The following is a 25,512-nucleotide window of genomic DNA, read 5'->3' as shown; positions in this document are numbered from 1 at the left end:
GCTCAAGAAACGTGAAGCAATCACTGTTTCGTTGAGCGGCGGGCTTGAGTAAAAGCCGACTAGATCACATGATTCGCTCCCTATCAGACGCAAGGAGGCGCCTGTGTTTTTCGCAGCCAACGAAACGCATTTTTCTTTGGTTCTGGATGGCGTTGATACCGACTTCCAAGTCCTGAGTTTTACGGGACAGGAGTCGATCAGCCAGCCCTTTCGCTTTGACCTCGAGCTGGTCAGCGAACGGCCCGACCTCGACCTTGAAGCCCTGCTGCATCAGCGCGCCTTTCTGGCCTTCTCGCCCAACGGTAGCGGCGTGCATGGTCAGCTCTACCAGATCGGCCAGGGCGATGCCGGCAAGCGCCTCACCCGCTATCACGTCGTGCTGGTGCCGCGTCTGACTTACCTTGCGCACCGTACCAACCAGCGCATCTTTCAGAAGCTCACCGTCCCGCAGATCATCGCCCAGGTGCTCGAAGACCACGGCATCCTGGCGGACGCCTACCGTTTCCAGCTGGGGCCAACGGTCTATCCGCCTCGCGAGTATTGCGTCCAATATGATGAGACCGACCTGCACTTCATTCAGCGGCTCTGCGAAGAGGAAGGCCTGCACTACCACTTCGAGCATACCCAGGATAACCACGTCCTGGTGTTTGGTGATGACCAGACCGGCTTTCCCAGGCTGACCCCACCGACTGCCTATGTGCAGGGCTCCGGTCTGGTGGCAGACGAGCCGGTGGTCAAACGCTTTGGCGTACGCCTGGAAACCCGTACCGCCCGTGTCTCGCGCCGCGACTATGACTTCGAGCAGCCACGACTGCGCATGGAGACCGCCTACAAGAGCGAGGCCAAGCCTGATCTGGAAGACTACGACTACCCGGGCCGCTTCACCGATCGCACCCGCGGCAAGCACCTCGCCCAGCGCGCCCTTGAGCGTCACCGCAGCGACTATCAGCTGGCCGAAGGTGAAAGCGATCAACCCCAGCTGGTGACCGGCCACTTTCTGGAACTGTCCGAGCATCCCCGCCATGATTGGAACCAGCTGTGGCTACTGACCGGCCTCTGGCATGAAGGCAAGCAGCCCCAGGTGCTGGAAGAGTCGGTTACCAGCGATGTGGACAAGCACGACGGCTTTACCCAGGGCTACCGCAACCGCTTCACCGCTACGCCCTGGGACGTGCCCTTCCGTCCTGCGCTTGAGCATCCCAAGCCCAAGATCCTGGGCAGCCAGACCGCGGTGGTCACTGGACCCAAGGGCGAAGAGATCCATTGTGATGAATACGGTCGGGTCAAGGTGCAGTTTCACTGGGACCGCGAAGGTCAGGCCAACGAGCAGACCAGCTGCTGGTTACGCGTCTCGTCCAGCTGGGCGGGTGATCGCTACGGCGGTATCGCCATTCCCCGCATCGGCATGGAGGTACTGGTCACGTTCCTGGAAGGCGACCCGGACCAGCCCCTGGTCACGGGCTGCCTGTTCCACATGGAACATCAGGTGCCCTATGACCTGCCGGCCAACAAGACCCGCAGTGTTTTCAAGACCCTGAGCACACCCGGCGGTGGTGGGTATAACGAGCTGCGCATCGAGGATAAGAAAGGCCAGGAGCAGATCTACATTCATGCCCAGCGGGATTGGGACGAGAACATCGAGCACGACCAGAAGATCCGCGTAGGGCATGAGCGACACGACATTGTCGAGGCCAACAGCTACACGGAATACAAGGCGGAGGAACACCGCACCACGGATGCAGACCGCAAGGTTGAGATCAAGACTAACGACCACCTCACCGTAGGGCAGAACCAGCATATCCAACTGGGAACAGCCCAACTCACCCAAGCTGGCCGGGAAATCCACCTGAAAGCCGGTCAAAAAATGGTCATCGAAGCAGGGATCGAACTTACCCTAAAGGCAGGCGGTAGCTTCATCAAGCTAGACCCCAGCGGCGTCACGATCATTGGTCCCATGGCCAAAATCAACGCAGGTGGCTCAGCCAGCAGCGGCTCGGGTATTGCGATTGAGCTTCCCCGCTTACCGGGCGAGGCGGATGTGGATAAGGCTGGGGTATTACTCACTCAAGCCTTAGTAAACGAATCCGAAAAGATTAAACGCAAGCCCAAACGAATGTTGAATTTCTCTAGCTGATAGAAACAAGCAAACCTATCAGGCAGTACATGGATTGTAGGTAATACAAGTGACGGAATTAAGTAGCGTTCAACAGTGGAGCTATCCCTTTAACTTAAAGGGAGAAGAAGGCCAATCCAGCAAGCCCGTAACTGACCCACTACAATACTTTGATGCTCTGGCGAAAGCTAAGGGTGGCTATTATCCCATTGGTAAAAATGGTTTGTGGCATGGTGGTGTCCATTTCGATAGTGGTACTGCCGCCTCTCTAGATCAATCAGCCATCCGCTGCATTGCAGATGGTGAAGTAGTTGCTTATCGAATCGACGACACCTACAAAAAGTCAAATTTCAGCAGTGGTGAAAAATTATTTTCTACCGGATTCGTTCTGGTCAGACATAAATTGGAGCTGCCTAAATTAGATGAACAAGCAAACGCTACCAACATTCCTGCAGAACAGCCCTCTTTAATCTTTTACAGCCTGTATATGCATCTATTGGATTGGGCAGGTTATACAAAAGAAAACGCACCTACACCGCCTAACTTTCTTAACAAAGCCGTATATACCGTAAAGGCGGATAAAGCGACTGACGTGGTTAAGGGCCTACGAGTACGCACAGCGCCCAGAAGCGGCCAGGTTAAGGCTGTCTTGCCCAAAGGCACTAGAGTCAAGCTAGGTGAGCAAAGCGCGACCAATAATAAATGGTACCGCTTGATTAGTATCCTGGAAGGGCAAGCGTTACCCGCCATCAATCTGGACGAGGAATGCTGGGTATTTGAGGGCCAGCTTGACAATACCGATACTTCAGATGAGCGCTTGGTTGGCGTCAAGGCTAATGACACTGAACCGACACTGGCACCGCAGAAAGGACTAAACATACGCAAGGCCGCCACAGGTTCAGATAAAAACTTGCTTACAGGACTAATACCTGTAGATGTAACCTTTACTTTAGAAACAGACACTGGCCGTTATTGCAAGATCAAAGAATTTATTTCTGGTCAAAACATCCTCCCCCTTAAAGAAGATTGCATAAAAAATATTAGCGGCTATGTATATAAAGAATGTCTACAGGCCAGTAGAACCCCACCTACGCTAAACGATATTCATGTTCTGGATTCGCCCTACCCTATAAGGGCCGGAGAAATCATAGGGCACCTAGGTATCTATCAAAACCACGACGATATTGCCGCTGAACCCATGCTCCATTTGGAAGTGTTTAGCTGCGAAGACGTCCCTGCGTTCATAGAAAAAACCAAAGCTGCAGCAGCGAGCCTTCCTGATGAAAAAAAGAATTTACTTAAGATCCATAATAGGGCTAGTAAATTAATAAGTCATCGCTCTGATATTAGCGCCTCTAATCCCCCCAAGCTTTCGGATGCAGGGACCGTGATTGGAGTAGACATGATCTTTAATCTTGAGGTACTCAATAACTATCCTCAAGATCGAAAGATCACAGTAACCGAAACATCGCAGGGTAATAAAACTAGAACTTGGTGGCGTCTAGATAATATCTTAGCGGACCAGCAGGGAAACAAAATTAGTGGATGGCTTACAGAACAGTCCGAATTTACTACGCGTCATAGTCCTTGGGAATGGGAAGGATTTGATTTCATTAGCGAGACGCCGTGCAACCTGGATCATCTAGCCTGCCACTTTGACAGCTCGGGCCAGCTAGATGAAAGCGAGCGGGCAGACTACGCAGCACGTGTCGATCTTTCGGATAATGGCCCAATCAAAAAGCGCCTATACGATATTATAGACACTAACAATGACAAAAAACTCTCTCCTGAAGAGATCAAGGCTGCTTTAGCTCTCCCTTGGAGTGCTCAGTCAATCTATAAAATAATAGCTTGCTATGAAAGCGAGTGGTTTTGGAACAGCGTTAAATGGAATGATTTAGATACTTTAATGAGTTTCTCTGAAGAAGCCAAACAAAACTGGGAAACAGAAAAAGATAGAATCAAGGTCTTAAGCTGGTGGAAAAATATTATTTCTACTGAAGATGGTACAGAGCAAAAAAAGGTATGGCATATAAATGCAACTGCACTGATAGAACAACACTATACTCCTAATAAGGATTTAATAACCTTTGAACAAATGTTAAAGATTTTCCCACAGTCTAACGAAGCGACCAGAGAAGAAGTAAGAAAGCTTTTTAATTTCTATGCGCGGCGTTTTGAAATAAACAATCGAGAGCGAATTTCACAGTTTTTTGCTCAAGTTAAAACTGAAGTTGGTTCTGAACTAAAAGGAAAAGAGGAAAGTCTTTGGTTTTCAGTTGAGAGCCTTAAAGATACATACAAAAGATACTTTAATACATATCCAGAGGAAGCTGAAAGCTTAGGTTATAAAAGAATTGAAATTCGAGATTTTAATAAGTTACCTGCATCTGAACGCGCACGCTACACTGTCCGAAAACAATATGCTTATTCTCAACTACCAAAACCAGACGAAATAGCGAAAAGGGTATACTGTTGCAATAACTCTGTAGGAGATTTTGCTCTTCATCCCGGCGGATGCGATGATGGCTTAAAATATAAAGGAAAAGGCTTTATACAATTAACTTGGAAAATTAACTATAGAAAAGTTAATGACATCCTCAAACAAAAAGTTCCAGAAGAAACTTTTGATATAGTGCAGAATCCTGATCAAGTGTTAGAAACGAAAATGGGAATTTTGTCAGCAATGGGTTTTTGGGAGGTTAATAAATTAAATGAAAAAGTAGCAGCAAATATAGAGAGCACTAATGAAATAACAAAAGTGGTCAACCTAAACACAAAAAGCTATAAAGAGCGAAGAGAAAATTTTGAATCAATATATGAGATACTTAAATAATGATTAATAAAAAACACTTAGTTCTTATTGCTTTCTTATCCTCTTACTCTGCAGCAGAAAATAAACATGCAGCGGAAAGCATTATTATCGATATCGACGGAAACGGAAAGAACGAAAGCGTAGAATTAGAGCTCACCAGAAACAAAGAGTTCCCTTATAAATTAATCATATCGGAAGATGGAAAAATTATTAGCTATGCAGAAAAAGCCTTTCCCAACATAAAAAACAATTACTCACCAAACAGTTATGATGGATTTATTTTTGATAAAATCACAACTGAAAAGGATATAATAAAAAATATAGACTCTCAAAAAGAATCTCATCGATTGATTTTGAAAGGCGAACAACCAACATCTTACCTCACTCTAATAACACGAGAAGAAGATAATGCCAATTATAATTTTAACATATACTTCTCTTACAATAAATCCGAAAACAAAATATTAGCCACCAGATTGCTTTTAAACATAAACAACAGCTCATGCGATAGATCCTTAATAAGCACTTACGACCTGTACAATAAAAGCATAATAGGGCAAGAATTAAATAAATTTAACGGAATGGATGCTTTTCATGAATTAAAGAAAAATTACATTATAAGCACAAACAGCTCTAACTCAAAAAAACTCATTAACGAAGATGTATTGCATTATTTCAAAGCTGCGCTCTCCGCCTATAAACTAAGCAAAGAAGATATTTTTAAAGAACGCATATCCCTACTGCTAGACTACAATGAAGATGAAACCAATTGCAATCCGGAAAGTTATATTTTGGAAAAATTATACTTTCCTGAAAGAGTTCAATTATCCAATGATATAGGTTTTTTACTAGAGGAAGCAGGCTATCTAAAAGAAGCAAAAATACTTTTAGAAAAAATAGTAGATGAACACCCTAATAGAACTGTTGCCTATTTGAACTTAGCTGACTGCGACTGGTTATTGAAAAATAAAGATAGTGCCATATCAAGCTACCAAAAATATTCTTCGCTAATGAAAAAGGAAGGAAAAGAAAACAAAATACCATCAAGAGTCCTAGACAGAATTACAAATATCAATTAAACCTCCATCAACTCCAATCGCTTTTTTAAAAGCCCCGGAAACTTATCAAACCATGCCTGATTCAAAGGCGAAGGATGTGGGAGTGGGTATAGCGTAAACACGTGCCCTTTCCCCTCCTCCGCTATTAGCGTGACCTCGGTATGGCTTGTAAAGCGATCCTCGCTTTTCCAGAAGGCTTCTAGGCGTTGTTTCTCTTCTTTGGGCTGGTCGATGGCAAACCAGAGAAAGGCCTCGCGGCCGAAAGTGATGATGGTGCGGCCATGCCACTGCTCGATTAATAACTGTCGCATGAGCGGGTGAAAGTGTTTCTTGATCTTTTCGGACCAGGCTTTATTGCCGATGGGCTTATACGGCACGGTGTTGGCCCAGAAAAATTTCTGGCTTAAAGAGCGACTTGCGTCGAAGTCGGGCATGGGCTTGCCATGCAAATGCTCATAAATAACCTTGCGAGCGATCTGCCCGCCTGCGCCGATAAAGGGTTCACCGTATTTAACTTCGTCCCGCCCCGGGTCTCGGCCAAAGAAACCAACAGGTGCATCCTTACGCCCCAAGCCAATAATGGGTTCTAGCGGATCCTTTTGGTACTTCTCATAGACCTCTGTATCGATGCTTTCAATGGTGCTAGCGATCTCACGAAAGGCTTGCTGCATTTTCGGGTCGAGGGGCATGGGACATCCTTCGTAATCGGCTTCTTGTTTATGAGACCGATTAGCAAGAGAAAGAATTCATGCCTTCCAAGGCTGCGCGCCCTCATAGCTATTTTCTCAATCACACCAATAGCGGCTCCATGCCGACCAAGTGCCGTCCTGTTTTGATGCAATGGGGTAAACTCCCCCGCCTCACATCTATAGGGATAGCCATACATGTTGATCAAGGCGCTGCGAATTGGCCTGGGCCAAACCATTGTTGGGCTGGATCTGCTGACACGCCCGCGTAAGCTCAAGCGAAGCGCCGAAGCGCAGAAGCAGGTAGAAGAGCAAACAGCCGGACTTGCGCTGTATCAGTTTCAGGCATGTCCATTCTGCGTAAAGACGCGCCGAGCTATGCACAGGCTGAACCTGCCCATTGCTTTACGTGACGTCAAGAAAGATCCGGAACACCGTGAGGCCTTGCTGGCAGGTGGCGGACGTATCAAGGTGCCTTGCCTCCGGATCGAGGAAGAAGGCCGTACCGCCTGGATGTATGAGTCCAACGATATCATTGCGTATCTGAACAAACGTTTCGCGCCCGCGAGCCGCTAAATAAAAAAGCCCGATCACGTCGGGCTTTTTTATAGCTTTATCGCTTGCACTGATTACAGATCAGCTTCTTCTACTTTACGGACTTTAGTAGCGTCGATGGCATATGAGGCTTCGGCCAGATCGTTATCCACCTTTTCGATCTTCATCGCCCCTATAACCCAATAAGGCTCGTAGATATCCGGTAAGGGAACGCCCTTTGGAAAGCGCACCAGTACGATCTGGTTAGGCGGTGGCGGTGGCACATGGATGCAGGCACCTGGATAGGGCACCAGGAAAAATTCAGTGAAATTGCCTTTGCTGTTGCTTTCCAGCGGAACCGGATAACCGCCCAGGCGAATTGTCTTCCCATTCATGGCAGCCACTGTGCGCGTGGAGTGCATGACGGCCGGCAGGTTGCTGTCTTTTTGCTTGAGTCCGCCCTTGCTCTCAAAACCGCCTGGTAATTCGGGCGTGTCATGGGTGATCTCGGGCATGTCTTCCAGTGCCTTGCGATCCGATTCTGGCATGAGGGCCAGCCAATCGGTCTCAGGCGGCTCGCCTTCTTGGGCTACGGCAGTTGTAATCTGGGAAAAAAGAAGCAGTACGGCGAGGATGAGATAGCGCATGGTAGAAGTGTCGGACAGTTGGGTTGCACTAGTGTGAAGCTTCTTGGCGTTGAACCCAACTGCCCGGACGGGAAATCAGCGACGCTTGGTTACCATACCCCAGATAAACAGGACGATGACGGCACCGACGACTGCTCCAATGAAACCGGCGCCCTCGCCTGCACGGTAGATACCGATAGCCTGACCGCCGTAGGTGGCAACCAGCGAGCCGACGATACCCAGGATGATCGTCATGATCCAACCCATGCTGTCGTCGCCAGGCTTGAGGAAACGTGCGATCAAGCCAACGATGAGGCCGATGATGATGGTTCCAATAATGCCCATGAATCTTTCCCCTTCTGTGGTTTGCTCGATACGGCATGTGCCGCTTGCTTAATCCGACAGCAAGAAAAACGCAGGGGTTCAGCGAATTTTTTATGAAGCGAAGCGGAACTCGGACCCTTTTGAAGAAAGGGTCCGTTTCGGTCACGCTTTAATCAGGGTTTCGACGTCAGCAATACGTGCCCTCAATGTGGCCGCATCGCTGCAGCGCAATGTGGCGTGGCCAACCTTGCGGCCCGCCTTGAACGCCTTGCCATAGTGATGCAGATGGCAATCATCGATCTGCAGAACCTGCTCCACGGCCGGGACCTTGCCGATGAAGTTGAGCATGGCGCTCTCACCAACCTTCGCGGTTGAACCCAGCGGCAGACCTGCTACAGCGCGCAAATGGTTCTCGAATTGGCTGCTCTCGCTACCCTCGATGGTCCAATGACCAGAGTTATGCACACGGGGAGCAATTTCATTGGCCTTCAGCCCACCATCGACCTCAAAGAACTCGAACGCCAGCACGCCGACATAATCGAGCTTGTCGAGTACACGGCCTACGTAGTCCTCCGCCAGCGCCTGCAAGGGATGGTCTGTACTGGCAATAGACAGCCGCAGGATTCCGCTTTCGTGGGTGTTGTGTACCAGTGGATAGAAACGTGTCTCGCCGTTACGAGCACGTACGGCAATCAACGACACCTCGCCAGTAAACGGCACAAAGCCTTCAAGAATGCACGGTACACTACCCAGCTCGGCAAAGGCGCCTTCGACATCCGCTTGGCTGCGCAGGACCTTTTGACCCTTGCCGTCATACCCTAGGGTACGTGTCTTCATCACAGCCGGCAGACCGATGCGTGCGGCGGCAGCGTCAAGGTCAACCTGGGATTGGATGTCGGCAAACTCAGGCGTTGGGATGCCCAGATCCTTGAACATGGTTTTTTCGAACCAGCGATCACGGGCGATACGCAAGGCTTGCGCCGAGGGAAAAACCGGAACGAACTGGGATAGGAACGCGACGGTTTCAGCGGGCACACTCTCGAACTCGAATGTGACCAGATCGACCTCATCCGCCAGCTGACGCAGATGATCCTGGTCGCTGTAGTCGGCTCGAATGTGCTCGCCCAATGCGGCAGCGCAGGCATCCGGAGCAGGGTCCAGAAACGCAAAATCCATACCCAGCGGAGTACCCGCCAGCGCCAGCATGCGGCCCAGTTGGCCACCACCGATGACTCCGATTTTCATCAGGCTTCCCTCGGATCCGGATTGTCCAGAACGGTACGCGTCTGCTCCTCACGGAAGCGATTCAGCGCCTCGTGATACTCGGGATACTTGCCGCCCAGAATACTGGCCGACAACAGCGCCGCGTTGATAGCGCCCGCCTTGCCGATGGCCAGGGTGGCGACAGGAACGCCCGCTGGCATCTGTACGATCGACAGGAGTGAGTCGACGCCTGACAGCATGGAAGACTGCACCGGCACGCCCAGTACAGGCAAATGCGTCTTGGCTGCACACATACCTGGCAGGTGTGCTGCACCGCCTGCGCCTGCAATGATGACCTCGATGCCGCGCCCCGCCGCTTCTTCAGCGTACTGGAACAGCAGGTCGGGAGTCCGGTGGGCAGAGACCACCTTCACTTCAAAGGGAATGCCCAGCTTTTCCAGCATGTCGGCGGTGTGGCTCAAGGTAGACCAGTCGGACTTGGAGCCCATGATCACGCCTACGAGTGCGCTCATCGTCGTGCCTCTTGTCAGGCGCCCGCAGGCGCATCAGAAACCAACAAGCCACGTCGGAGGACCGCACGTGGCTTGTATATGCAGACCGGTATGTAGACCGGCCTCAAGGGCCACTGAGTATACCGTAAAGCCAGACCGGACAAAGGGGTTGAACGACCTTTTATAGCGACGGGTTATTTCATGTCTGGCTGCCTGTCCAGAGGCACTTCATGCAGTCGTCCCGGCGCCTGCTTCGAGCTTGCGCCATAACAGCCTCACCGCTGCCTTGCGCACGAGCGAGCAGCGATACAGGCGAATCTCCAGTGGAATCTGCCATTGCTCACCGCCACAAGGTACTAGCTCTCCCCGGGAGAGCTCGGCGGTCACACTCAGATGCGGAACCCAGGCAATGCCCAGCCCCTGCAAGGCCATGCTCTTAAGGCTATCGGCCATGGCCGTCTCGTAGACAGTGGTATAGCGCAGCTTGCGCTGACGTAGGAGCAAATTGACCGAGCGCCCGAGAAAGGCCCCGGCACTATAGGCAAGCAAGGGAAAGTTCTGCCCACTCTCAAGATCGTATAACGGCGAGCCATCTTCCCGGGCTGCACACACGGGTAGCATTGAGGTCAGCGCCAGATGAATAGAAGGGAAGATCTCCGGATCCATCTGCAAGGCGGCGTCGGGATCGTAAAACGCCATCATGAGATCGCAGCCGCCTTCCCTCAAGGCATGAACCGCTTCGCCGACGTTGGTGGCAATCAGGCGACTCGCAATGTTGAGCCCTTCGCTTCGCAGACGAGCAATCCATCCCGGAAAGAACCCCAGCGCCAGGGAGTGTGCCGCCGCAAATTGCAGCACCTCGCCCTGCCCACCTTCCAAGTGATGAAGGTGGCGGATCACTTCGCCAAGCTGCTCCACCACACTGCGCGCGGTGACCAGAAAGAGCTGTCCGGACTCGGTCAGCGATACTGGTGTACGCGATCGGTCAATCAGGGTCAGTCCCAGGCTTTGCTCCAGGCTGCGAATACGTCGGCTGAACGCAGGTTGAGTCACGAAGCGGCGCTCGGCCGCCTGGGAAAAACTATGGGTGGCAGCCAGGGCAATAAAGTCTTCTAGCCATTTCAGTTCAAGGTTCATGGTCATACTCAAGGGGATGGATACGCCTGCCGATCCTGACGCGTCACATCACATCATATGCAATTTCGGCATAGGGTGCGCCGATACAGCATTGGTCAGCGTCTGGCTGGAAGCCTTATTGTATAACGCATCAGGCTTTTGCCACCCACCGGGAAGTGATCCCCTATCATGTCCGAATCTGCATTATCTCGCCTCGAAAAAGATCTGCTTGGTACCCTCGAAGTCCCCGCTGAAGCCTATTACGGCATTCAGACGCTGCGTGCGGTCAACAACTTCCGCCTCTCCGGCGTTACGCTGTCTCACTACCCCAAGCTGGTCGTTGCGCTGGCGATGGTGAAGCAGGCCGCTGCCGAGGCGAACTATCGCCTGGGCTATCTGCCGGGAGACAAGTACGAAGCTATCGTGATGGCCTGTACCAAGATCATCAACGGTGAATACCACGACCAGTTCGTGGTGGACATGATTCAGGGTGGCGCGGGTACGTCCACCAATATGAACGCCAACGAGGTTATCGCCAACGTGGCGCTGGAAGTCCTCGGTCATGGCAAGGGTGAGTACAAATACCTGCACCCGAATAATGATGTAAACATGGCGCAGTCCACTAACGACGCCTACCCAACAGCGATCCGCCTGGGTTTGCTGCTGGGCCATGACACCCTACTCTCTAGCCTGGAGAGCCTGATCGAGTCGCTGTCAGGCAAGGCGGTGGAATTCGCCAGTGTTCTGAAGATGGGTCGTACCCAGCTTCAGGACGCTGTACCGATGACCCTCGGCCAAGAGTTCCGTGCCTTCGCTACTACGCTGGGCGAGGATCTGGGCAAATTGAAAACCATAGCGCCGGACCTGCTGACCGAAGTGAACCTGGGTGGTACGGCTATCGGTACCGGCATTAATGCGGACCCTGGTTATCAAACCCTGGCCGTGCGCAGCCTGGCTGAAATCAGTGGCCAACCGCTCAAGCCTGCCGCCGATCTGATCGAGGCCACCTCCGACATGGGTGCCTTCGTACTGTTCTCCGGCATGCTCAAGCGCCTGGCGGTCAAGCTGTCCAAGATCTGCAACGACTTGCGCCTGCTCTCCAGCGGCCCGCGTACCGGCATCAACGAGATCAATCTGCCAGCCCGCCAGCCAGGCAGTTCGATCATGCCGGGTAAAGTGAATCCCGTTATTCCAGAAGCCGTTAATCAGGTCGCCTTCGAGGTGATCGGCAATGATCTGGCGCTAACCCTGGCAGCTGAAGGCGGACAGCTTCAGCTTAACGTGATGGAGCCCTTGATCGCCTACAAGATCTTTGACTCGATCCGCCTGCTCAAGCGTGCCATGGATATGCTGCGCGAGCACTGCATCGATGGCATCACGGCTAACGTCGACCGCTGCCGCGAGCTGGTGGAGCATTCCATTGGCCTGGTCACGGCGCTCAACCCTTACATCGGCTACGAGAACTCGACCCGTATTGCGCGTATGGCGCTGGAAACCGGCCGTGGTGTGCTGGAGCTGGTCCGAGAAGAAAACCTGCTCGACGAGATGACCCTGGCTGACATTCTTCGCCCGGAAAACATGATCGCTCCGCGCCTGGCGCCGAAAAAACTCAACGCTTAACCGGCGCTCCTCACACCCCCTCGTGAGGAGCTTTGAGCGGGTGCCCTCGGGTGCCCGCTTTTTTTTGAAACTCTCTAAATCAGGCTTATCAGCCACATACGTTATCAAAGGCAGGTGTTTTTACCGCTTGCCCGTTGCAACAAGCAGCACTGTTTCAATAGATCCTTTGAGGCAGTTAGATTTGATCTCTTCTGCTCTCTTCTGGATGATACGCGCGCTAACCTTGCCGCCTGCCGTGTTTCCGGCTCGCACACCTTGCGATTTAGGGGTTCTGTCATACCCTTGGGTTGGCACTGAAGGCAGCGGATATCCCATTGATGGCTTACCGCTCGCCCACATAATGCCTTGGCCAGGAATTATCCGGAGCCCAGGTGCTTCCATTACTACAATTAGGCGAAAGCACTCATGCTTGATCTCCTGAATGACTTTCTTTGGGGCAAACTGCTCATTGTCGGCCTGATTGGCCTGGGTATTGTCTTTACCTTGTTTTCGGGCTTTGTGCAGTTCCGCTATTTAGGCAGCATGTTCGGCATCCTTGGTGAAGCCTTTCAACGAAAACCCGGCCAGCTGAGCTCCTTCCAGGCGCTGATGCTTAGCGTGGCGGGCCGTGTAGGTGCCGGTAACATTGCAGGGGTTGCGGTTGCCGTTACGCTGGGTGGTCCAGGGGCGGTCTTCTGGATGTGGGTAGTAGCCCTGCTGGGTATGGCCACAAGCTATTTCGAATGTGCGTTGGCCCAGCTATACAAGCGTAGCGATGGCAACGGCCTGTATCGTGGCGGTCCCGCCTTCTACATCCTGCATGGTTTGAAACAGCGCTGGCTAGGTGTCCTGTTCTCGATCCTGCTGCTGGTAACGTTTGGTCTGGGCTTCAGCGCACTGCAGTCCTACACGATCGCCTCCTCGCTCTCCGACTCGCTGGGCCTGCCTACACTGGTTACTGGACTGGCCTTTACGGCAGTAATAACCCTGATCATCTTTGGTGGCGTAGTACGGATCGCCAAGGTAGCCGACATTCTGGTACCGGTAATGGCGCTATCTTACATAGCCATTGCACTGGGTGTAATCGTTCTGCACATTGATCGTGTTCCCGAGGCGTTGACCCTGATCGTACGCAGTGCCTTTGGCCTTGAACCTGCGTTTGCCGGTGGCTTGGGTGCAGCGCTGATGATGGGCGTCAAGCGTGGCCTGTTCTCTAACGAGGCGGGTCTGGGTAGTGCTCCAAACGTGGCCGCCGTAGCGGAAGTTTCCCACCCGGCAGCCCAGGGCGTTGTGCAGTCCTTCAGCGTATTCATTGATACCCTGATCATCTGTACCTCCACCGCACTCATCATCCTGCTGTCTGGCGTCTATGAGCCGGGCGCCGATATCCCCGGTGTTGTTCTGACCCAGACGGCACTGGCCGCGACGGTTGGCGAGTGGGGCCGTATCTTCATCAGTATCGCCCTGCTGCTGTTCGCCTTCACAACGATCATCTACAACTATTATCTGGGTGAGAATGCCTTGAGCTTCTTCACCAAGAGCCGCGTGGCGCTGATGATCTATCGGGTTCTGGTGGTGGCGCTGGTGATCTGGGGCTCACAACAAGACCTGACTACCGTGTTCGGCTTTGCCGACCTCACCATGGGCTTGCTGGCAGTGGTCAACCTGATCTCCCTGGCATTCCTGTTCAAGGTGGGTCTGCGCATCATGCGTGACTATGACCGTCAGATCCGGGCAGGAAACAAGGTTCCAACATTCGACCCCAAAGGCTTTGCCGATCTGGATCTTGATCCGGCGGTCTGGAAAGCCTCTGCCTCGGCCAAGGACATGACAAAGCCATGATTCAAACCGGTCACTCACAACGCCTGATGGTGCTTTATACCGGCGGCACCATCGGTATGCAGGCCACCGAAAACGGTTTGGCGCCGGCCTCAGGCTTTGAGGCACACATGCGTGCCTTTCTGGCCCAGGCGCCTGAGCGGGCGTTACCGGAGTGGCAATTCCGGGAGGTGCTGCCTCTGATGGACAGCGCCAACATGACGCCAACCTATTGGCTGACGCTCAGTGCAGCTATAGTCGAGGCAGCCGAACAGGGCTACACCGGCGTACTGGTGCTGCATGGAACCGATACGCTGGCCTACACCGCGGCGGCAATGAGTTTTCACCTGCTGGGGCTCGATATTCCTGTTGTACTGACAGGCTCAATGCTTCCGGCCGGCGTACCGGACAGCGACGCCTGGGAAAACCTGGACGGTGCCTTGCAGACGCTTGCAGGCGGTGCCCCCGAGGGCGTGCATGTTTACTTTCACGGCGAGCTGTTACATGCGGCCCGCTGCAGCAAGATTCGCAGCTTTGGCCGTCATCCATTCAAGACACTCGCGCGCCAGCGGCTGGCCCAACCACGTCAGGCTGTACCCGCCGAGCTAAAGGCGGGCCAAGCCAGACAGGTTGCCCAAGTAGCGGTTCTACCACTGTTTCCGGGCATCTCGGCTCAGCACGTATCTGCCCTTGTAGGTACCGGCGTGCAGGGCCTGGTGCTCGAATGTTATGGCAGCGGAACAGGTCCCAGCGACAATAATGCTTTCCTGACCAGCCTGAGCGAAGCGTCTGCCAAGGGCGTTGTACTGCTTGCCGTCACGCAGTGCCACGAAGGGGGCGTCGAACTCGATGTCTACGAGGCAGGCAGCAGGCTGCATGCCTGCGGCGTTGTGTCGGGTGGCGGCATGACACGCGAGGCGGCTGTCGCCAAACTGCAGGTGCTGATTGGCTCGGGCTTAGCGCCTGAGCAGGTCAACCACTGGCTGCAACAGGATCTCTGCGGCGAGCTTGGCGAATAAGCCATACGAAAAAAGGGCCCCGAAGGGCCCTTTTTTCACCTACCGCTTAGCAACCGGTCAGCTGAGTAACAGGACGTTCACCCGGGAAGAACACCGGACGAATACGGACTCCTACGCTGTTGCCGATAAAGGCTGCGACCAGCCACAGCCAGCCATGCAGACTGCCGGAGGCGATACCACTAAAATACGCCCCGATGTTGCAACCGTAGGCCAGACGTGCGCCATAGCCCAGGAGCAGGCCCCCTATCATGGCAGCTACCAGCGAGCGCGTCGGAATCTTCAGACTGGGCGCGAAGCGTCCAGCCAGACCCGCAGCAATCAGCGCACCCAGGATGATGCCGAAATTCATCACACTGGTAACATCGAACCACACGGGCTGGCTTAGAGCCTTGGCGTTAGCCGGCAATTGCCAGAAGTCCCAGCTGGCAACATCGATACCTAGCAGCTGAGCGCCTTTGGCACCCCAGACCGCAAAGGCTGACGTGATCCCCCACGGACGACCCGCCAGGGCCAGCGTACAGAAGTTCAGGATCGCCAAGGCAATAGCGCCCCAAACCAGCGGCCACGGCCCGCGCAGAAAACGCGCTGCGCCTTGATGCTCATTGGGTACCGTCGCTTCCAGACTGCCATAGCGACGGCGCTCCAGACGCACCGTCATCCAGGCGATAAAGGCAAACAGCGCGAGACTGACCGCAATTCCAGGCATAACGCCCAGGCTGGTTACGAGGGAGATCTTGGGCAGTGAGGGCAACGCGAACCACCAGCCCAGATGATGCGTGGCGATAACGGAGCCAATCACGAAGAACAGCAGCGTTACCAGCATGCGTGCGTTACCACCCCCCACTGTGAACAGGGTTCCAGACGCACAGCCGCCGCCTAACTGCATACCGATGCCAAAAATGAAGGCACCAACTACAACGGAAGTGCCCGCAGGCGATACCAAGCCGGTAACCGGCTGGCCAAACAGCGTACCGGCACCTAGGGCCGGGAAAAACAGCACAACGGCAATGGCCAGCATGAGCATCTGAGCACGCAGGCCCGCGCCACGCCGGTCACGAATGAACACCCGCCAGGCAGACGTGAATCCGAAAGCGGCATGATAAAGCGTCAGCCCCAGTGCACCGCCCAGGATGAACAGCAAAGCTTGCCGTCCGCTGACAGCCATATCCAAAAACACAGCCCCCAGAACCACCAGCCCCAGCGCCACTACTGGCGTGGTGATCTGGCGAGGCGCCGTGGACGTAATAGAAAGGCTCATTGAGAATCCTCGACATCATTAAGCCTGACTATTTTAGTCAAGAATTAGCGCGATACCAATATCTAAATGTCATATCCACCATTAAGACGGCTATTAGTCCACTGGTCCGGTGACGATTACAGGATGTGAACTATTTCGCTAAATTTGGTCTTTTGGTGATGGCAAAACGCTACATCCCTAAAGGCCAGGTGCTGCTCATTCATGAGCTCTACCGTGAGCTTCGCACTTTCAAACAGGTTCCGGCATGACCTTATCCAGCGATCTTGGCAAGCAAATCGAGATTGATATTGCTTATCCGTCTCGCGTGCTGATGTTTAGCGCCATGGTCGAGAATCAATACCAAGACGATATCCACAGGCGGCGCAAGCGACATATCTATCGGTCACATGTAACCGCTTTCTTCGCCTATAACAGCTTTCTTCTTTGTGAATGGCTAATGTTGAAGGACATTTTCTTTCAAGCCATTCTCTGGCACCTCTTCTGCGCCTCGCTGCCAACACTGGCCTGTCTTTTTACCCTGAAGAAAACGAATTCTTATCGACTCAGGGAGGTCTGTGCCTGGCTGCCCTGCCTTGCAGGATTTATCGCCGCGGTAGCCATTATCCTGTCGTCCTCGTCACCGGACAGAGCCTTGTGTCTGTTTTCACTTCCTTTGATCCTGATCTACGCTAATAACACCACGGCGTTGCCGTTCCGATACGCTTTGCCTTTTACGATACTGGTACTTCCAATCATCGTGGGCTGCGCCTTTACCGTAAACATGACCTTTCCCCAAGGGCTGTTTGCTACCTGCATTGCTCTGGTCACCGGTGCCTTTTCCCTACTGGCCAATTTCTGGCTGGAGCGCTCGGAGCGGTATTCCTATCTGCTTAATCTCAGGGAAAAACTGCGTGTTCAGAGTCTTTCCAGTACGAACCGTACCCTGCAGACGCTTTCAGATACCGACTCGCTGACCGGTATCGCCAACCGCCGCTATTTCGTCGCACAACTGGATGATCTATGGAATCGGTACGAAGCAGGCGGTGCGCCTTTCTCTCTGTTAATCCTGGACGTTGACCACTTCAAGCGCTTCAACGATCTGTATGGGCATCCGGCCGGTGATAACTGCCTACAGTGCATTGTTTCTGCCTTGCGTGAGCAGCTGCGCGAAGTCGATCTACTGGCCCGGTATGGAGGTGAGGAATTCGCCGTTCTCCTGCCTAACTGCACCCTGGAACAGGCCCATATCACCGCCGAGCGCCTGCGGGCCGCCATTGAAACATTGGGCCTTCCTCATCAGGCTCGGGGCGATGAGCTGCTCATCGTCTCCATCAGCATTGGCGCAGCGTGCAGCGATCAGGAATCACCCCAGCCAGATGACCAAGCGCAATTGATTGAATTCGCCGACCGCGCGCTTTATCGGGCCAAACGGCTGGGCCGTAATCAGATTGCATTGGCCAGCCGAGCGGACAGTCAACTCTTCGAGACGCCTGATGGCCTGCCCGAATTGAAGCCGGCCGACTTGCGTCGCGCCCTGGATGAGGGTCGGCTGTACATGCAGTACCACTCGATCCATGAATGCTCGAGCACAGAAGTCGTCGGCTATGAAGCCCTGCTCCGCTGGGATGACCCGGCCCGGGGTCTGGTATCACCCGACTTTTTCATCCCTCTGGCCGAGCGAAGCGGATTCATCCTGGAGCTGGGCGAGTGGGCCCTGCGTACCGCCTGCCATCAGGCCGTTCAATGGCCAAAGGCCTATTCTCTTTCGGTAAATGTCTCGCCGCTGCAATTCGCCGATCCAAATTTCGCCGCGCGGGTAGCCGAGGTCTTGAGAGAAACCAAGCTGGCGCCTTCACGCCTGATCCTTGAGTTGACCGAAGGTGTTCCCTTGAACATCACCCCACAGGTCCGTGAGACGTTCGCCACCTTGCAAGCGTCCGGTATCCGCCTATCGCTGGATGACTACTGCACTGGGCATTCCAATATCGCCTATCTGCTTGCGCTACCGTTCAATACCGTAAAGATCGACTCTTCCATTATTCAGGTGGAAGATGCCGATAAGCGCCGGGCCCTGCTCAAGTCTCTGGTCGACATGAGCCGCGCATTTGGTGCCAGGATCATTGCTGAGGGTATCGAGACCCAGGAGCACCTGGATCTCTTGTGTGAGCTGGGGTGTGATCTGGCCCAGGGCTTTTTCCTGGCGGAGCCCCTCCTGCCGGAAGCTCTGGCACATCAACACACCCGTTGGACGGCAGAGCGGGCCGCTTTTTAAGCGCTACCAGCTCTACCGCTGGCTCAAGCCTCGATCTCGACCAGAACCTCGCCTGGATTGACGCGATCGCCTTTCGCCACGTGTACAGCCTTGACGGTTCCGTTGATAGAGGCCTGGATCTCGGTCTCCATTTTCATCGCCTCGGTGATGAGTACCGACTGACCCGCCTTGACCACATCACCTTCCTTGACCAATACATCGACAATATTACCCGGCATAGTCGTACTGACATCCCCTGGCGCGCTGGCTTGACGGCGCTTGCCATCACCGCCCGAAACGTAACTGTTAAGCGGCTCGAAGACCACCTCTTCCGGCATACCATCAATGGACAGATAAAAGTGCCGCTTGCCCTCGCTCTTCAGGCCGATACCCGTGATATCCACCCGATAGCTTTCACCGTGTACATCAATCACAAACTCAGTCGGCACGCCTTCACGCGCCAGAGGCGTACCGCTTCCATCCGGGATGGGCAGCAGTTCTTCAGGCTGCAAGGTTCCGGCTGCACGCTCCTCCAGAAACTTGCGTCCGATATCCGGAAACATGGCAAACGTCAGGACATCTTCCTCGCACCGGGCAAGCTCTCCTGCCTCTCGGCGCAGGTTATCGAGTTCCGGCTTGAGCAAGTCGGCTGGACGTACCTCGATCACTTCCTCATTACCAATGGCTCGCTTGCGCAGCAGCTCGCAGACCTTGCCGGGTGCCTTGCCGTAACGGCCCTGCAGATACAGTTTCACTTCATTGGTGATGGTCTTGTAGCGCTCTCCCGCCAGGACATTGAAAAAGGCCTGGGTACCAACGATCTGCGATGTCGGCGTCACCAGCGGTGGATAACCCAGATCGGCGCGTACACGGGGAATTTCTGCCAGCACCTCGCCCATGCGATTGAGTGCACCCTGCTCGCGCAGCTGGTTGGCCAGGTTGGAGATCATCCCGCCCGGCACCTGATTGACCTGTACGCGCGTGTCCACTCCCGTGAATTCGCTTTCGAACTGGTGATACTTCTTGCGAACGGCATGAAAGTACAGACCGATCTCCTGCAGCAGCTCAAGATCCAGCCCTGTGTCATAGGGCGTTCCACGCAACGCAGCAACCATGGATTCGGTCCCGGGATGGCTGGTCCCCCACGCCAGGCTGGAAATGGCGGTATCGATATGATCCGCTCCGTTTTCCACCGCCTTGAGCTGGCACATGGCAGCTACACCGGCAGTATCGTGGGAATGAATGAATACCGGCAGATTCAGGGCCTCTTTCAGGGCCTTTACCAACTCGCCCGTCGCGTACGGTGTGAGCAACCCAGCCATGTCCTTGATCGCAATGGAGTCCACGCCCATGCCCGCCATGGTCCGACCCATCTCGACGAACGCCTCGACGGTGTGTACCGGGCTGGTTGTGTAGGCAATAGTGCCCTGGGCGTGCTTGCCACTTTTCTTGACGGCCTTGATAGCCGTTTCCAGATTGCGCACATCGTTCATGGCATCGAAAATCCGGAAGACGTCGATTCCGTTTTCCGCCGCCTTGGCTATAAAGGCCTCGACCACATCGTCGCTATAGTGGCGATAACCCAACAGGTTCTGGCCCCGCAGCAGCATTTGCAAACGAGTATTGGGCAAGGCAGCCCGCAACGTGCGCAAACGCTCCCACGGGTCTTCTTTCAGAAACCGCACACAGGCATCGAACGTCGCGCCGCCCCAGACTTCCAGTGACCAATACCCGACCCGATCCAGCTTGTCGCAGATGGGCAGCATGTCTTCCGTACGCATGCGCGTTGCCAGCAGGGATTGGTGTGCGTCACGCAACACGGTATCGGTAACAAAGATCTTCTTGGACATTCTTGTTTTCCTCACAGGCCGGCATGGGCGGCAATGGCGGCCGCGATGACCAGGGCCAGTTGCTCGGGGTTACGCTTGATCGAGTACTGCGTCAGCTCTGGATGGCTTTCCACAAAGCTCGTATTGAATTGGCCGCTACGAAATTCCGGGTTGCGCAAAATCGCTTCGTAATAAGGTGCGGTGGTCTTCACACCCTGCACCCGCATGTCATCCAGCGCCCGTAGGCCCCGCTCCAGCGCTTCCTCCCAGGTCAGCGCCCAGACAATCAGCTTCAAGCACATGGAGTCGTAGAACGGTGGAATCACATAGCCGGTATAGATGGCGGTATCCGTGCGCACCCCAGGGCCACCAGGTGCGTAATAGCGGGTGATCTTCCCAAAGCTGGGCAGAAAGTTGTTTTTAGGGTCTTCCGCATTGATACGAAACTGCAGGGCAAATCCACGATGGATGATGTCCTCCTGCTTGACCGACAGCGGTTGTCCAGCGGCAATCCGGATCTGCTCACGAACGATATCGATCCCGGTGATTTCCTCGGTGATCGTATGTTCGACCTGAACCCGGGTGTTCATCTCCATGAAGTACACCTCGCCTTCTGCGAGCAGGAACTCCACCGTACCGGCATTCTCGTATCCGACCGCCTTGGCAGCGCGTACCGCCAGATCGCCAATATAGGCACGCTGCTCAGGTGTCAGCTGCGGACTGGGAGCAATCTCGATGAGCTTCTGGTTACGGCGCTGGATCGAGCAGTCCCGTTCGAACAGGTGAACGGTATTGCCCAGGCTGTCTGCCAGAATCTGAGCCTCGATATGCTTGGGATTGACGATGCACTTCTCGAGAAACACCTCGGCGCTCCCGAACGCCTTGGTTGCCTCAGAAATGACGCGGGGATAGGCCTGCTCCAGTTCCTCACGGCTATTACAGCGCCGGATACCACGGCCGCCACCACCAGACGTGGCCTTGAGCATCACCGGATAGCCGATGCGCTCTGCTTCGATCAGTGCCTCATCCAGATCGGCTACGTTCCCTTCGGTGCCGGGGGTACAGGGCACGCCTGCTGCAATCATGCTGCGACGCGCCTCGGTCTTGTCTCCCATCCGCCGAATCACGTCGGCGCTGGGCCCAATAAACTTGATACCTCGTTGCGCGCAGATCTCTGCCAGCTCGGCATTCTCGGATAAGAAGCCATATCCCGGATGTAACGCATCACACCCGGTCTCAACTGCCAGGTTCACGAGCTTGCGAGGGTTCAGATAGCCTTCGAGCGGATCGCTGCCGATGCTATGTGCTTCATCGGCCCGTTTTACATGCAGCGCATGGCGGTCAGCCTCTGAATAGATAGCTACCGAGCGAATACCCATTTCGGCACAGGCACGCACGATACGTACCGCAATTTCGCCACGATTGGCGATGAGGATTTTCTTGATCACACGCCGGCCTCTTGAGCGAGATAAGGAGCCCTTTGGGCATTTGTTCTTGTTCGCTCACAAACCTAGACGGCAACAAGGATTATGGAAAATCAATAATTATTAGCGTATCTATAAGGTATTACTTATGGATCAACGATGAGGCCGGCTCAGCCATGCGTAAACCTTTGATGCGTATCACCTTACGCCAGCTGCAAGTGTTTGAGGCCGTATGCGAGACACGCTCCTACAGCCGTGCAGCTGACGTCATGGCCCTAACGCAACCAGCCGTCAGCCTGCAGATTCGCCAGCTGGAAGAGCTGCTCGGACAACCACTGTTTGAATACAGTGGCAGAATCCTTTATCTGACCGAAGCCGCCGATGCCTTGCTGCGCGCCGGGCAGGATATCTTTGGACGCCTCAACAGTCTCGATATGCAGCTCTCCAATCTCCTGGGCTCGCTTCACGGACAACTCCGTCTGGGGGTAGAAACCAGCGCGCAATACCTGGCGCCCCATCTGTTCGCTGCCTTCAAGCAGCAGCACCCGGAGGTCAGTGTTCATCTCTGCGTGGGCAACCACGATCACATGCTCAGACGGCTGTCTGAAAACCGTGACGAAATCATGATCATGTCTCTGGTACCGTCAGACCGAGACCTGGAGTTTCTTCCCTTTCTTAACAACGAGATTGTTGCAGTGGCCGCTCCGGAACATCCTGTCAGCCAAACCGGCAACCTTACCTTGAAGGACCTGAGCGATTGTCCGCTACTGGTACGAGAGTCGGGCTCCGGCACCCGTCAGGCGTGTGACGAGTACTTCAAGCAAAAGCGAGCCCACTTTTCAGACGTGCAGGAGCTGACCTCGTTGGAAGCCATACGGGAAGGTGTCATTGCCGGATTGGGCATTGCCCTGCTTCCACGACTGGCCGTCCACCGAGAGCTTAAGGCTGGTGTACTGTGCGAGTTATCGGTGCAGGAGCTTCCACTTTGCCGCAGTTGGTGCGTGGTTCATCCGCGCAGCAAACGCCTGTCTCCTGTGGCACAGGCGTTTTTTAACTTCATTCGGGAAGAACGGAGTCGAATCGCCGCGCTAGCCGAACGAATCAGTGGGCTGAGAGCTGAGCGCTCATAGCGACCGAAGCAGAAAATAGTTCGGGATAATCCGTTAACTCCTGCTCCAGACGTAACTGCTCGTTGCGATCTTCAATGGCACGTCGAAAGGCCATTCGGCGTTGATCCGCCAGTTTACGGCGAGTTTTGGCGTCGAGAAAATCGCTGTCCATAGACATGGCCATACCGTATCTCCCAAGCAAAGGTGGAGCCTTTAGCCTGCCCAGGAAAGATGACGGTTTGGCGAAGCCTTGGTGAAGCTTAAGGGACAGCCGAAGAGCTGCACCTGATCATCAATGCGAGTCGCGCTCGTCCTGATGTTTGATGCTCTTGGGTGATAACCGCAGGCTTCGCAGACTGCGCTTGACACCTTTGAGGTGGTTGACCAGCGTCGGGCCTCGGGACATCGCCACCCCCATCGCCAGCACATCGATAATGACCAGGTGTGCAATACGTGATGTCAGCGGCGTATAGATCTCGGTATCTTCCGGCACATCGATCGTCAGGCTGACATTGGCTAACTCTGCCAAAGGCGTCTGGCTTGGGCAGATCGTGATCAGTTTGGCCCCACTGTCCCGGACTAGGTTGGCCGTGATCAACAGGTCTTTCGAGCGTCCCGACTGGGAAATACAGATCGCCGCGTCATCTGGCGTCAGGGTTGCCGCCGACATCGCCTGCATGTGGGGATCAGAATAGGCAAACGCACTGAGCAGAAGACGGAAGAACTTGTGCTGGGCATCCGTCGCCACGGCGCCGGAAGCGCCAAAGCCATAGAACATTACCCGCTTGGCCTTGGAAATCTCTTCGATAGCCTGCTCGAGCGCCTGCATATCCAAGCGCTCGCGGATATCCATCAGCGTGTGCAGCGTGGTATCGAAAATCTTCAGGCTGAAATCGACAACCGAGTCGTTCTCATGGATGGCGAACTGTCCAAAGCTCGCCCCTGAAGCCAGACTTTGGGCCAGACGCAGCTTCAAGTCCTGAAAACCATCGCACCCAATAGCACGGCAGAACCGCACGATAGTTGGCTCACTAACCCCTACCTCATGAGCAAGATCCGCCATCGAACTGTGCATGACAGCCGCAGGATCCAGCATGACGTGCTCAGCCACCTTGAGCTCAGACTTGCGCAATAAATGGCGCGACTGGGCGATATGTTGCATCAGGTTCACAAGCGGCACTCGACTAGCAGAGGTGGAAAAGGCATGTAGTGGTACGTCTTTATACTACATCGACGCCAGGTCATTCATTCACTTAGTATTTTGCGTAATGGATATCTTTGCACTGAAGCCATAAGACAACCCGTCTACAGCGCAACTTTTGGCACACCCTCACCCGTCCACATCCTCGAAAAAAGCACAGACAAGGCGAGTTCACTCGCTTCTAGCGTAGTGCGCAAGATTTCTGCCTTAATGCGCAAAAAGCTGCGCACCTTTATGTGACAGCTGTCGCAAAGCTCATGCAGCACACACTTCATTAAATCATAACTGATTGATTAATAAGGAATTTATTTTATTGGCACAGGGTTTGTAATAGGTATGGCTCCCGGGCCAAGGGCCCACTATTCAGGCAAGGAGAGCATCATGCCAACACCCGCGTATCTGTCCCTCGAAGGCACCAAGCAAGGTCTGATCACTGCAGGCACCTTCACGGAAGACTCCGTCGGCAATATCTTCCAGGAAGGCCATGAAGACCAGATTCTGGTTCAGGCTTTCAATCACCAGGTCATCATCCCACGCGATCCGCAGTCCGGTCAGCCGACTGGTCAGCGTGTACACAAGCCGCTGATGATCACCAAGGTCTTCGACAAGTCCTCTCCGCTGATCTTCAACGCACTGACCTCCGGCGAGCGCCTGAGCAAGTGCCGCCTGGAGTGGTACCGCACTTCTGCTACTGGTACTCAGGAACACTACTTCACCATCGAGCTGGAAGACGCCATCATCGTTGACGTGCAGTCCCGCATGCCGAACTGCCAGGACCCGAACATGGCTCATTTCACTCATCTGGAAGACGTGTACTTCACGTACCGCAAGATCGTCTGGACTCACGAAGTATCCGGCACTTCCGGCTCCGACGACTGGCGCTCCCCGATCTCCGCTTAATTTCGCGGCGATCCGTCAGACAGGTGTGAATCGGTGTCGGCTTCTGATCCCCTCCAGAAGCCGATTGGTCAGAAACAGACCCGATTCACTGCCTGCTAACCGCTTGAGGTGGCACAATGAGTCAAGCGCCATGATGTC

At 54.0% G+C, this 25,512-nt stretch carries 21 protein-coding genes; 10 read left to right on the top strand and 11 right to left on the bottom strand.

Translation table 11 applies throughout. The features are described from left to right. Window positions 1–103 precede the first annotated feature (103 nt). Genes JQR86_RS00285 through JQR86_RS00275 form a run of 3 tightly spaced genes read left to right on the top strand, consistent with a single transcriptional unit; the run spans window position 104 to window position 6,007 of the window. Complete coding sequence (locus tag JQR86_RS00285; protein ID WP_407362569.1) at window positions 104–2,134, top strand: type VI secretion system tip protein VgrG; 2,031 nt, start codon at window positions 104–106, stop codon at window positions 2,132–2,134. Window positions 2,135–2,183: 49 nt separating this feature from the next. Beyond that, on the top strand, window positions 2,184–4,949 hold the full coding sequence (locus JQR86_RS00280; RefSeq protein ID WP_407362570.1) for a hypothetical protein: 2,766 nt from the start codon (window positions 2,184–2,186) through the stop codon (window positions 4,947–4,949). Further along, window positions 4,949–6,007: a tetratricopeptide repeat protein gene (locus JQR86_RS00275; protein ID WP_197872488.1), complete on the top strand. Its 1,059-nt coding sequence runs from the start codon at window positions 4,949–4,951 to the stop codon at window positions 6,005–6,007. Before JQR86_RS00280 ends, JQR86_RS00275 begins: the two co-directional genes overlap by 1 nt. On the opposite strand, the gene JQR86_RS00270 is transcribed toward JQR86_RS00275, so the two are convergent. Continuing rightward, window positions 6,004–6,675: a uracil-DNA glycosylase family protein gene (locus JQR86_RS00270; protein ID WP_407362571.1), complete on the bottom strand. Its 672-nt coding sequence runs from the start codon at window positions 6,673–6,675 to the stop codon at window positions 6,004–6,006. The two genes, JQR86_RS00275 and JQR86_RS00270, sit on opposite strands and share 4 nt — an antisense overlap. 195 nt (window positions 6,676–6,870) lie before the next feature. On the opposite strand from JQR86_RS00270, the gene JQR86_RS00265 reads away from it, so the two are divergent. Further along, the gene (locus JQR86_RS00265; protein WP_407362572.1) at window positions 6,871–7,248 is read left to right on the top strand and encodes a glutaredoxin family protein; all 378 of its coding nucleotides are present in this window, start codon (window positions 6,871–6,873) and stop codon (window positions 7,246–7,248) included. 53 nt (window positions 7,249–7,301) lie between these two features. Here JQR86_RS00265 and JQR86_RS00260 read toward each other — a convergent pair whose 3' ends face one another. The 5 genes from JQR86_RS00260 to JQR86_RS00240 all read right to left on the bottom strand — a co-directional run bounded on the left by JQR86_RS00260 (window position 7,302) and on the right by JQR86_RS00240 (window position 11,008). Further along, on the bottom strand, window positions 7,302–7,853 hold the full coding sequence (locus JQR86_RS00260) for a DUF3299 domain-containing protein (protein ID WP_407362573.1): 552 nt from the start codon (window positions 7,851–7,853) through the stop codon (window positions 7,302–7,304). A gap of 75 nt (window positions 7,854–7,928) precedes the next feature. Then, window positions 7,929–8,177, bottom strand: coding sequence for a GlsB/YeaQ/YmgE family stress response membrane protein (locus tag JQR86_RS00255; RefSeq protein ID WP_019367491.1), 249 nt, complete (start codon window positions 8,175–8,177; stop codon window positions 7,929–7,931). A 141-nt stretch (window positions 8,178–8,318) separates the two neighbouring features. Further along, entirely contained in the window at window positions 8,319–9,401 is a 1,083-nt protein-coding gene (locus JQR86_RS00250) for a 5-(carboxyamino)imidazole ribonucleotide synthase (protein ID WP_010796295.1), read from the bottom strand. Continuing rightward, window positions 9,401–9,892 carry a 5-(carboxyamino)imidazole ribonucleotide mutase gene (purE, locus tag JQR86_RS00245; protein WP_019367489.1) on the bottom strand — a complete coding sequence of 164 codons (492 nt, stop codon included), beginning with the start codon at window positions 9,890–9,892 and terminating at the stop codon, window positions 9,401–9,403. The genes JQR86_RS00250 and purE overlap by 1 nt, the downstream gene beginning before the upstream one ends. A gap of 207 nt (window positions 9,893–10,099) precedes the next feature. Continuing rightward, a complete protein-coding gene (locus tag JQR86_RS00240; RefSeq protein ID WP_010796297.1) occupies window positions 10,100–11,008 on the bottom strand; it encodes a LysR substrate-binding domain-containing protein in 909 nt (302 codons plus the stop codon). A gap of 168 nt (window positions 11,009–11,176) precedes the next feature. Here JQR86_RS00240 and aspA point away from each other — a divergent pair, with 168 nt between their 5' ends. The 3 genes from aspA (at window position 11,177) to JQR86_RS00225 (ending at window position 15,423) form a co-directional block, all read left to right on the top strand. Further along, entirely contained in the window at window positions 11,177–12,607 is a 1,431-nt protein-coding gene (gene aspA / locus JQR86_RS00235; protein WP_010796298.1) for an aspartate ammonia-lyase, read from the top strand. 405 nt (window positions 12,608–13,012) lie between these two features. After that, the gene (locus tag JQR86_RS00230; protein WP_010796299.1) at window positions 13,013–14,428 is read left to right on the top strand and encodes an alanine/glycine:cation symporter family protein; all 1,416 of its coding nucleotides are present in this window, start codon (window positions 13,013–13,015) and stop codon (window positions 14,426–14,428) included. Next, window positions 14,425–15,423: an asparaginase gene (locus JQR86_RS00225; RefSeq protein WP_010796300.1), complete on the top strand. Its 999-nt coding sequence runs from the start codon at window positions 14,425–14,427 to the stop codon at window positions 15,421–15,423. The genes JQR86_RS00230 and JQR86_RS00225 overlap by 4 nt, the downstream gene beginning before the upstream one ends. Window positions 15,424–15,469: 46 nt before the next feature. Here JQR86_RS00225 and JQR86_RS00220 read toward each other — a convergent pair whose 3' ends face one another. After that, window positions 15,470–16,681 (bottom strand): YeeE/YedE family protein, encoded by a 1,212-nt coding sequence (locus JQR86_RS00220; protein WP_010796301.1) that lies wholly within the window; start codon window positions 16,679–16,681, stop codon window positions 15,470–15,472. Window positions 16,682–16,925: 244 nt separating this feature from the next. On the opposite strand from JQR86_RS00220, the gene JQR86_RS00215 reads away from it, so the two are divergent. Beyond that, window positions 16,926–18,932 carry a putative bifunctional diguanylate cyclase/phosphodiesterase gene (locus JQR86_RS00215; protein WP_010796302.1) on the top strand — a complete coding sequence of 669 codons (2,007 nt, stop codon included), beginning with the start codon at window positions 16,926–16,928 and terminating at the stop codon, window positions 18,930–18,932. A gap of 23 nt (window positions 18,933–18,955) precedes the next feature. Here the strand turns inward: JQR86_RS00215 and oadA are convergent, their stop codons facing one another. Then, window positions 18,956–20,761, bottom strand: a complete 1,806-nt coding sequence (gene oadA / locus JQR86_RS00210; protein ID WP_010796303.1) for a sodium-extruding oxaloacetate decarboxylase subunit alpha — start codon at window positions 20,759–20,761, stop codon at window positions 18,956–18,958. A gap of 11 nt (window positions 20,762–20,772) precedes the next feature. After that, window positions 20,773–22,188, bottom strand: coding sequence for an acetyl-CoA carboxylase biotin carboxylase subunit (locus JQR86_RS00205; RefSeq protein ID WP_150348393.1), 1,416 nt, complete (start codon window positions 22,186–22,188; stop codon window positions 20,773–20,775). Window positions 22,189–22,340: 152 nt separating this feature from the next. On the opposite strand from JQR86_RS00205, the gene JQR86_RS00200 reads away from it, so the two are divergent. Next, a complete protein-coding gene (locus JQR86_RS00200) occupies window positions 22,341–23,294 on the top strand; it encodes a LysR family transcriptional regulator (protein ID WP_434154120.1) in 954 nt (317 codons plus the stop codon). On the opposite strand, the gene JQR86_RS00195 is transcribed toward JQR86_RS00200, so the two are convergent. Further along, window positions 23,266–23,457, bottom strand: coding sequence for a PA3496 family putative envelope integrity protein (locus JQR86_RS00195; RefSeq protein WP_010796306.1), 192 nt, complete (start codon window positions 23,455–23,457; stop codon window positions 23,266–23,268). The genes JQR86_RS00200 and JQR86_RS00195 overlap by 29 nt on opposite strands. A 108-nt stretch (window positions 23,458–23,565) precedes the next feature. After that, window positions 23,566–24,444: a transcriptional regulator HexR gene (hexR, locus tag JQR86_RS00190; protein ID WP_026004183.1), complete on the bottom strand. Its 879-nt coding sequence runs from the start codon at window positions 24,442–24,444 to the stop codon at window positions 23,566–23,568. 411 nt (window positions 24,445–24,855) lie between these two features. On the opposite strand from hexR, the gene JQR86_RS00185 reads away from it, so the two are divergent. Continuing rightward, window positions 24,856–25,374 (top strand): Hcp family type VI secretion system effector, encoded by a 519-nt coding sequence (locus tag JQR86_RS00185; protein WP_010796308.1) that lies wholly within the window; start codon window positions 24,856–24,858, stop codon window positions 25,372–25,374. Window positions 25,375–25,512 lie beyond the last annotated feature (138 nt).

This window comes from Pseudomonas sp. JZ134, assembly GCF_051027695.1.
Lineage (GTDB): Bacteria > Pseudomonadota > Gammaproteobacteria > Pseudomonadales > Pseudomonadaceae > Chryseomonas > Chryseomonas luteola.
The sequence above is the reverse complement of the archived record's forward strand: the minus strand, read 5'-3'. Positions and strand labels throughout refer to the sequence as shown.

Bases quoted from the DNA above. Each gene is read 5' to 3' on its own strand.
- JQR86_RS00230 (WP_010796299.1), top strand. From the start codon at position 13,013: ATGCTTGATCTCCTGAATGACTTTCTTTGGGGCAAACTGCTCATTGTC.
- JQR86_RS00270 (WP_407362571.1), bottom strand. From the start codon at position 6,675: ATGCCCCTCGACCCGAAAATGCAGCAAGCCTTTCGTGAGATCGCTAGC.
- JQR86_RS00250 (WP_010796295.1), bottom strand. From the start codon at position 9,401: ATGAAAATCGGAGTCATCGGTGGTGGCCAACTGGGCCGCATGCTGGCG.
- JQR86_RS00240 (WP_010796297.1), bottom strand. From the start codon at position 11,008: ATGAACCTTGAACTGAAATGGCTAGAAGACTTTATTGCCCTGGCTGCC.
- JQR86_RS00195 (WP_010796306.1), bottom strand. From the start codon at position 23,457: ATGGCCATGTCTATGGACAGCGATTTTCTCGACGCCAAAACTCGCCGT.
- aspA (WP_010796298.1), top strand. From the start codon at position 11,177: ATGTCCGAATCTGCATTATCTCGCCTCGAAAAAGATCTGCTTGGTACC.
- JQR86_RS00275 (WP_197872488.1), top strand. From the start codon at position 4,949: ATGATTAATAAAAAACACTTAGTTCTTATTGCTTTCTTATCCTCTTAC.
- JQR86_RS00215 (WP_010796302.1), top strand. From the start codon at position 16,926: ATGACCTTATCCAGCGATCTTGGCAAGCAAATCGAGATTGATATTGCT.
- purE (WP_019367489.1), bottom strand. From the start codon at position 9,892: ATGAGCGCACTCGTAGGCGTGATCATGGGCTCCAAGTCCGACTGGTCT.
- JQR86_RS00265 (WP_407362572.1), top strand. From the start codon at position 6,871: ATGTTGATCAAGGCGCTGCGAATTGGCCTGGGCCAAACCATTGTTGGG.
- JQR86_RS00255 (WP_019367491.1), bottom strand. From the start codon at position 8,177: ATGGGCATTATTGGAACCATCATCATCGGCCTCATCGTTGGCTTGATC.
- JQR86_RS00225 (WP_010796300.1), top strand. From the start codon at position 14,425: ATGATTCAAACCGGTCACTCACAACGCCTGATGGTGCTTTATACCGGC.
- JQR86_RS00220 (WP_010796301.1), bottom strand. From the start codon at position 16,681: ATGAGCCTTTCTATTACGTCCACGGCGCCTCGCCAGATCACCACGCCA.
- JQR86_RS00260 (WP_407362573.1), bottom strand. From the start codon at position 7,853: ATGCGCTATCTCATCCTCGCCGTACTGCTTCTTTTTTCCCAGATTACA.
- oadA (WP_010796303.1), bottom strand. From the start codon at position 20,761: ATGTCCAAGAAGATCTTTGTTACCGATACCGTGTTGCGTGACGCACAC.
- JQR86_RS00200 (WP_434154120.1), top strand. From the start codon at position 22,341: ATGCGTAAACCTTTGATGCGTATCACCTTACGCCAGCTGCAAGTGTTT.
- JQR86_RS00185 (WP_010796308.1), top strand. From the start codon at position 24,856: ATGCCAACACCCGCGTATCTGTCCCTCGAAGGCACCAAGCAAGGTCTG.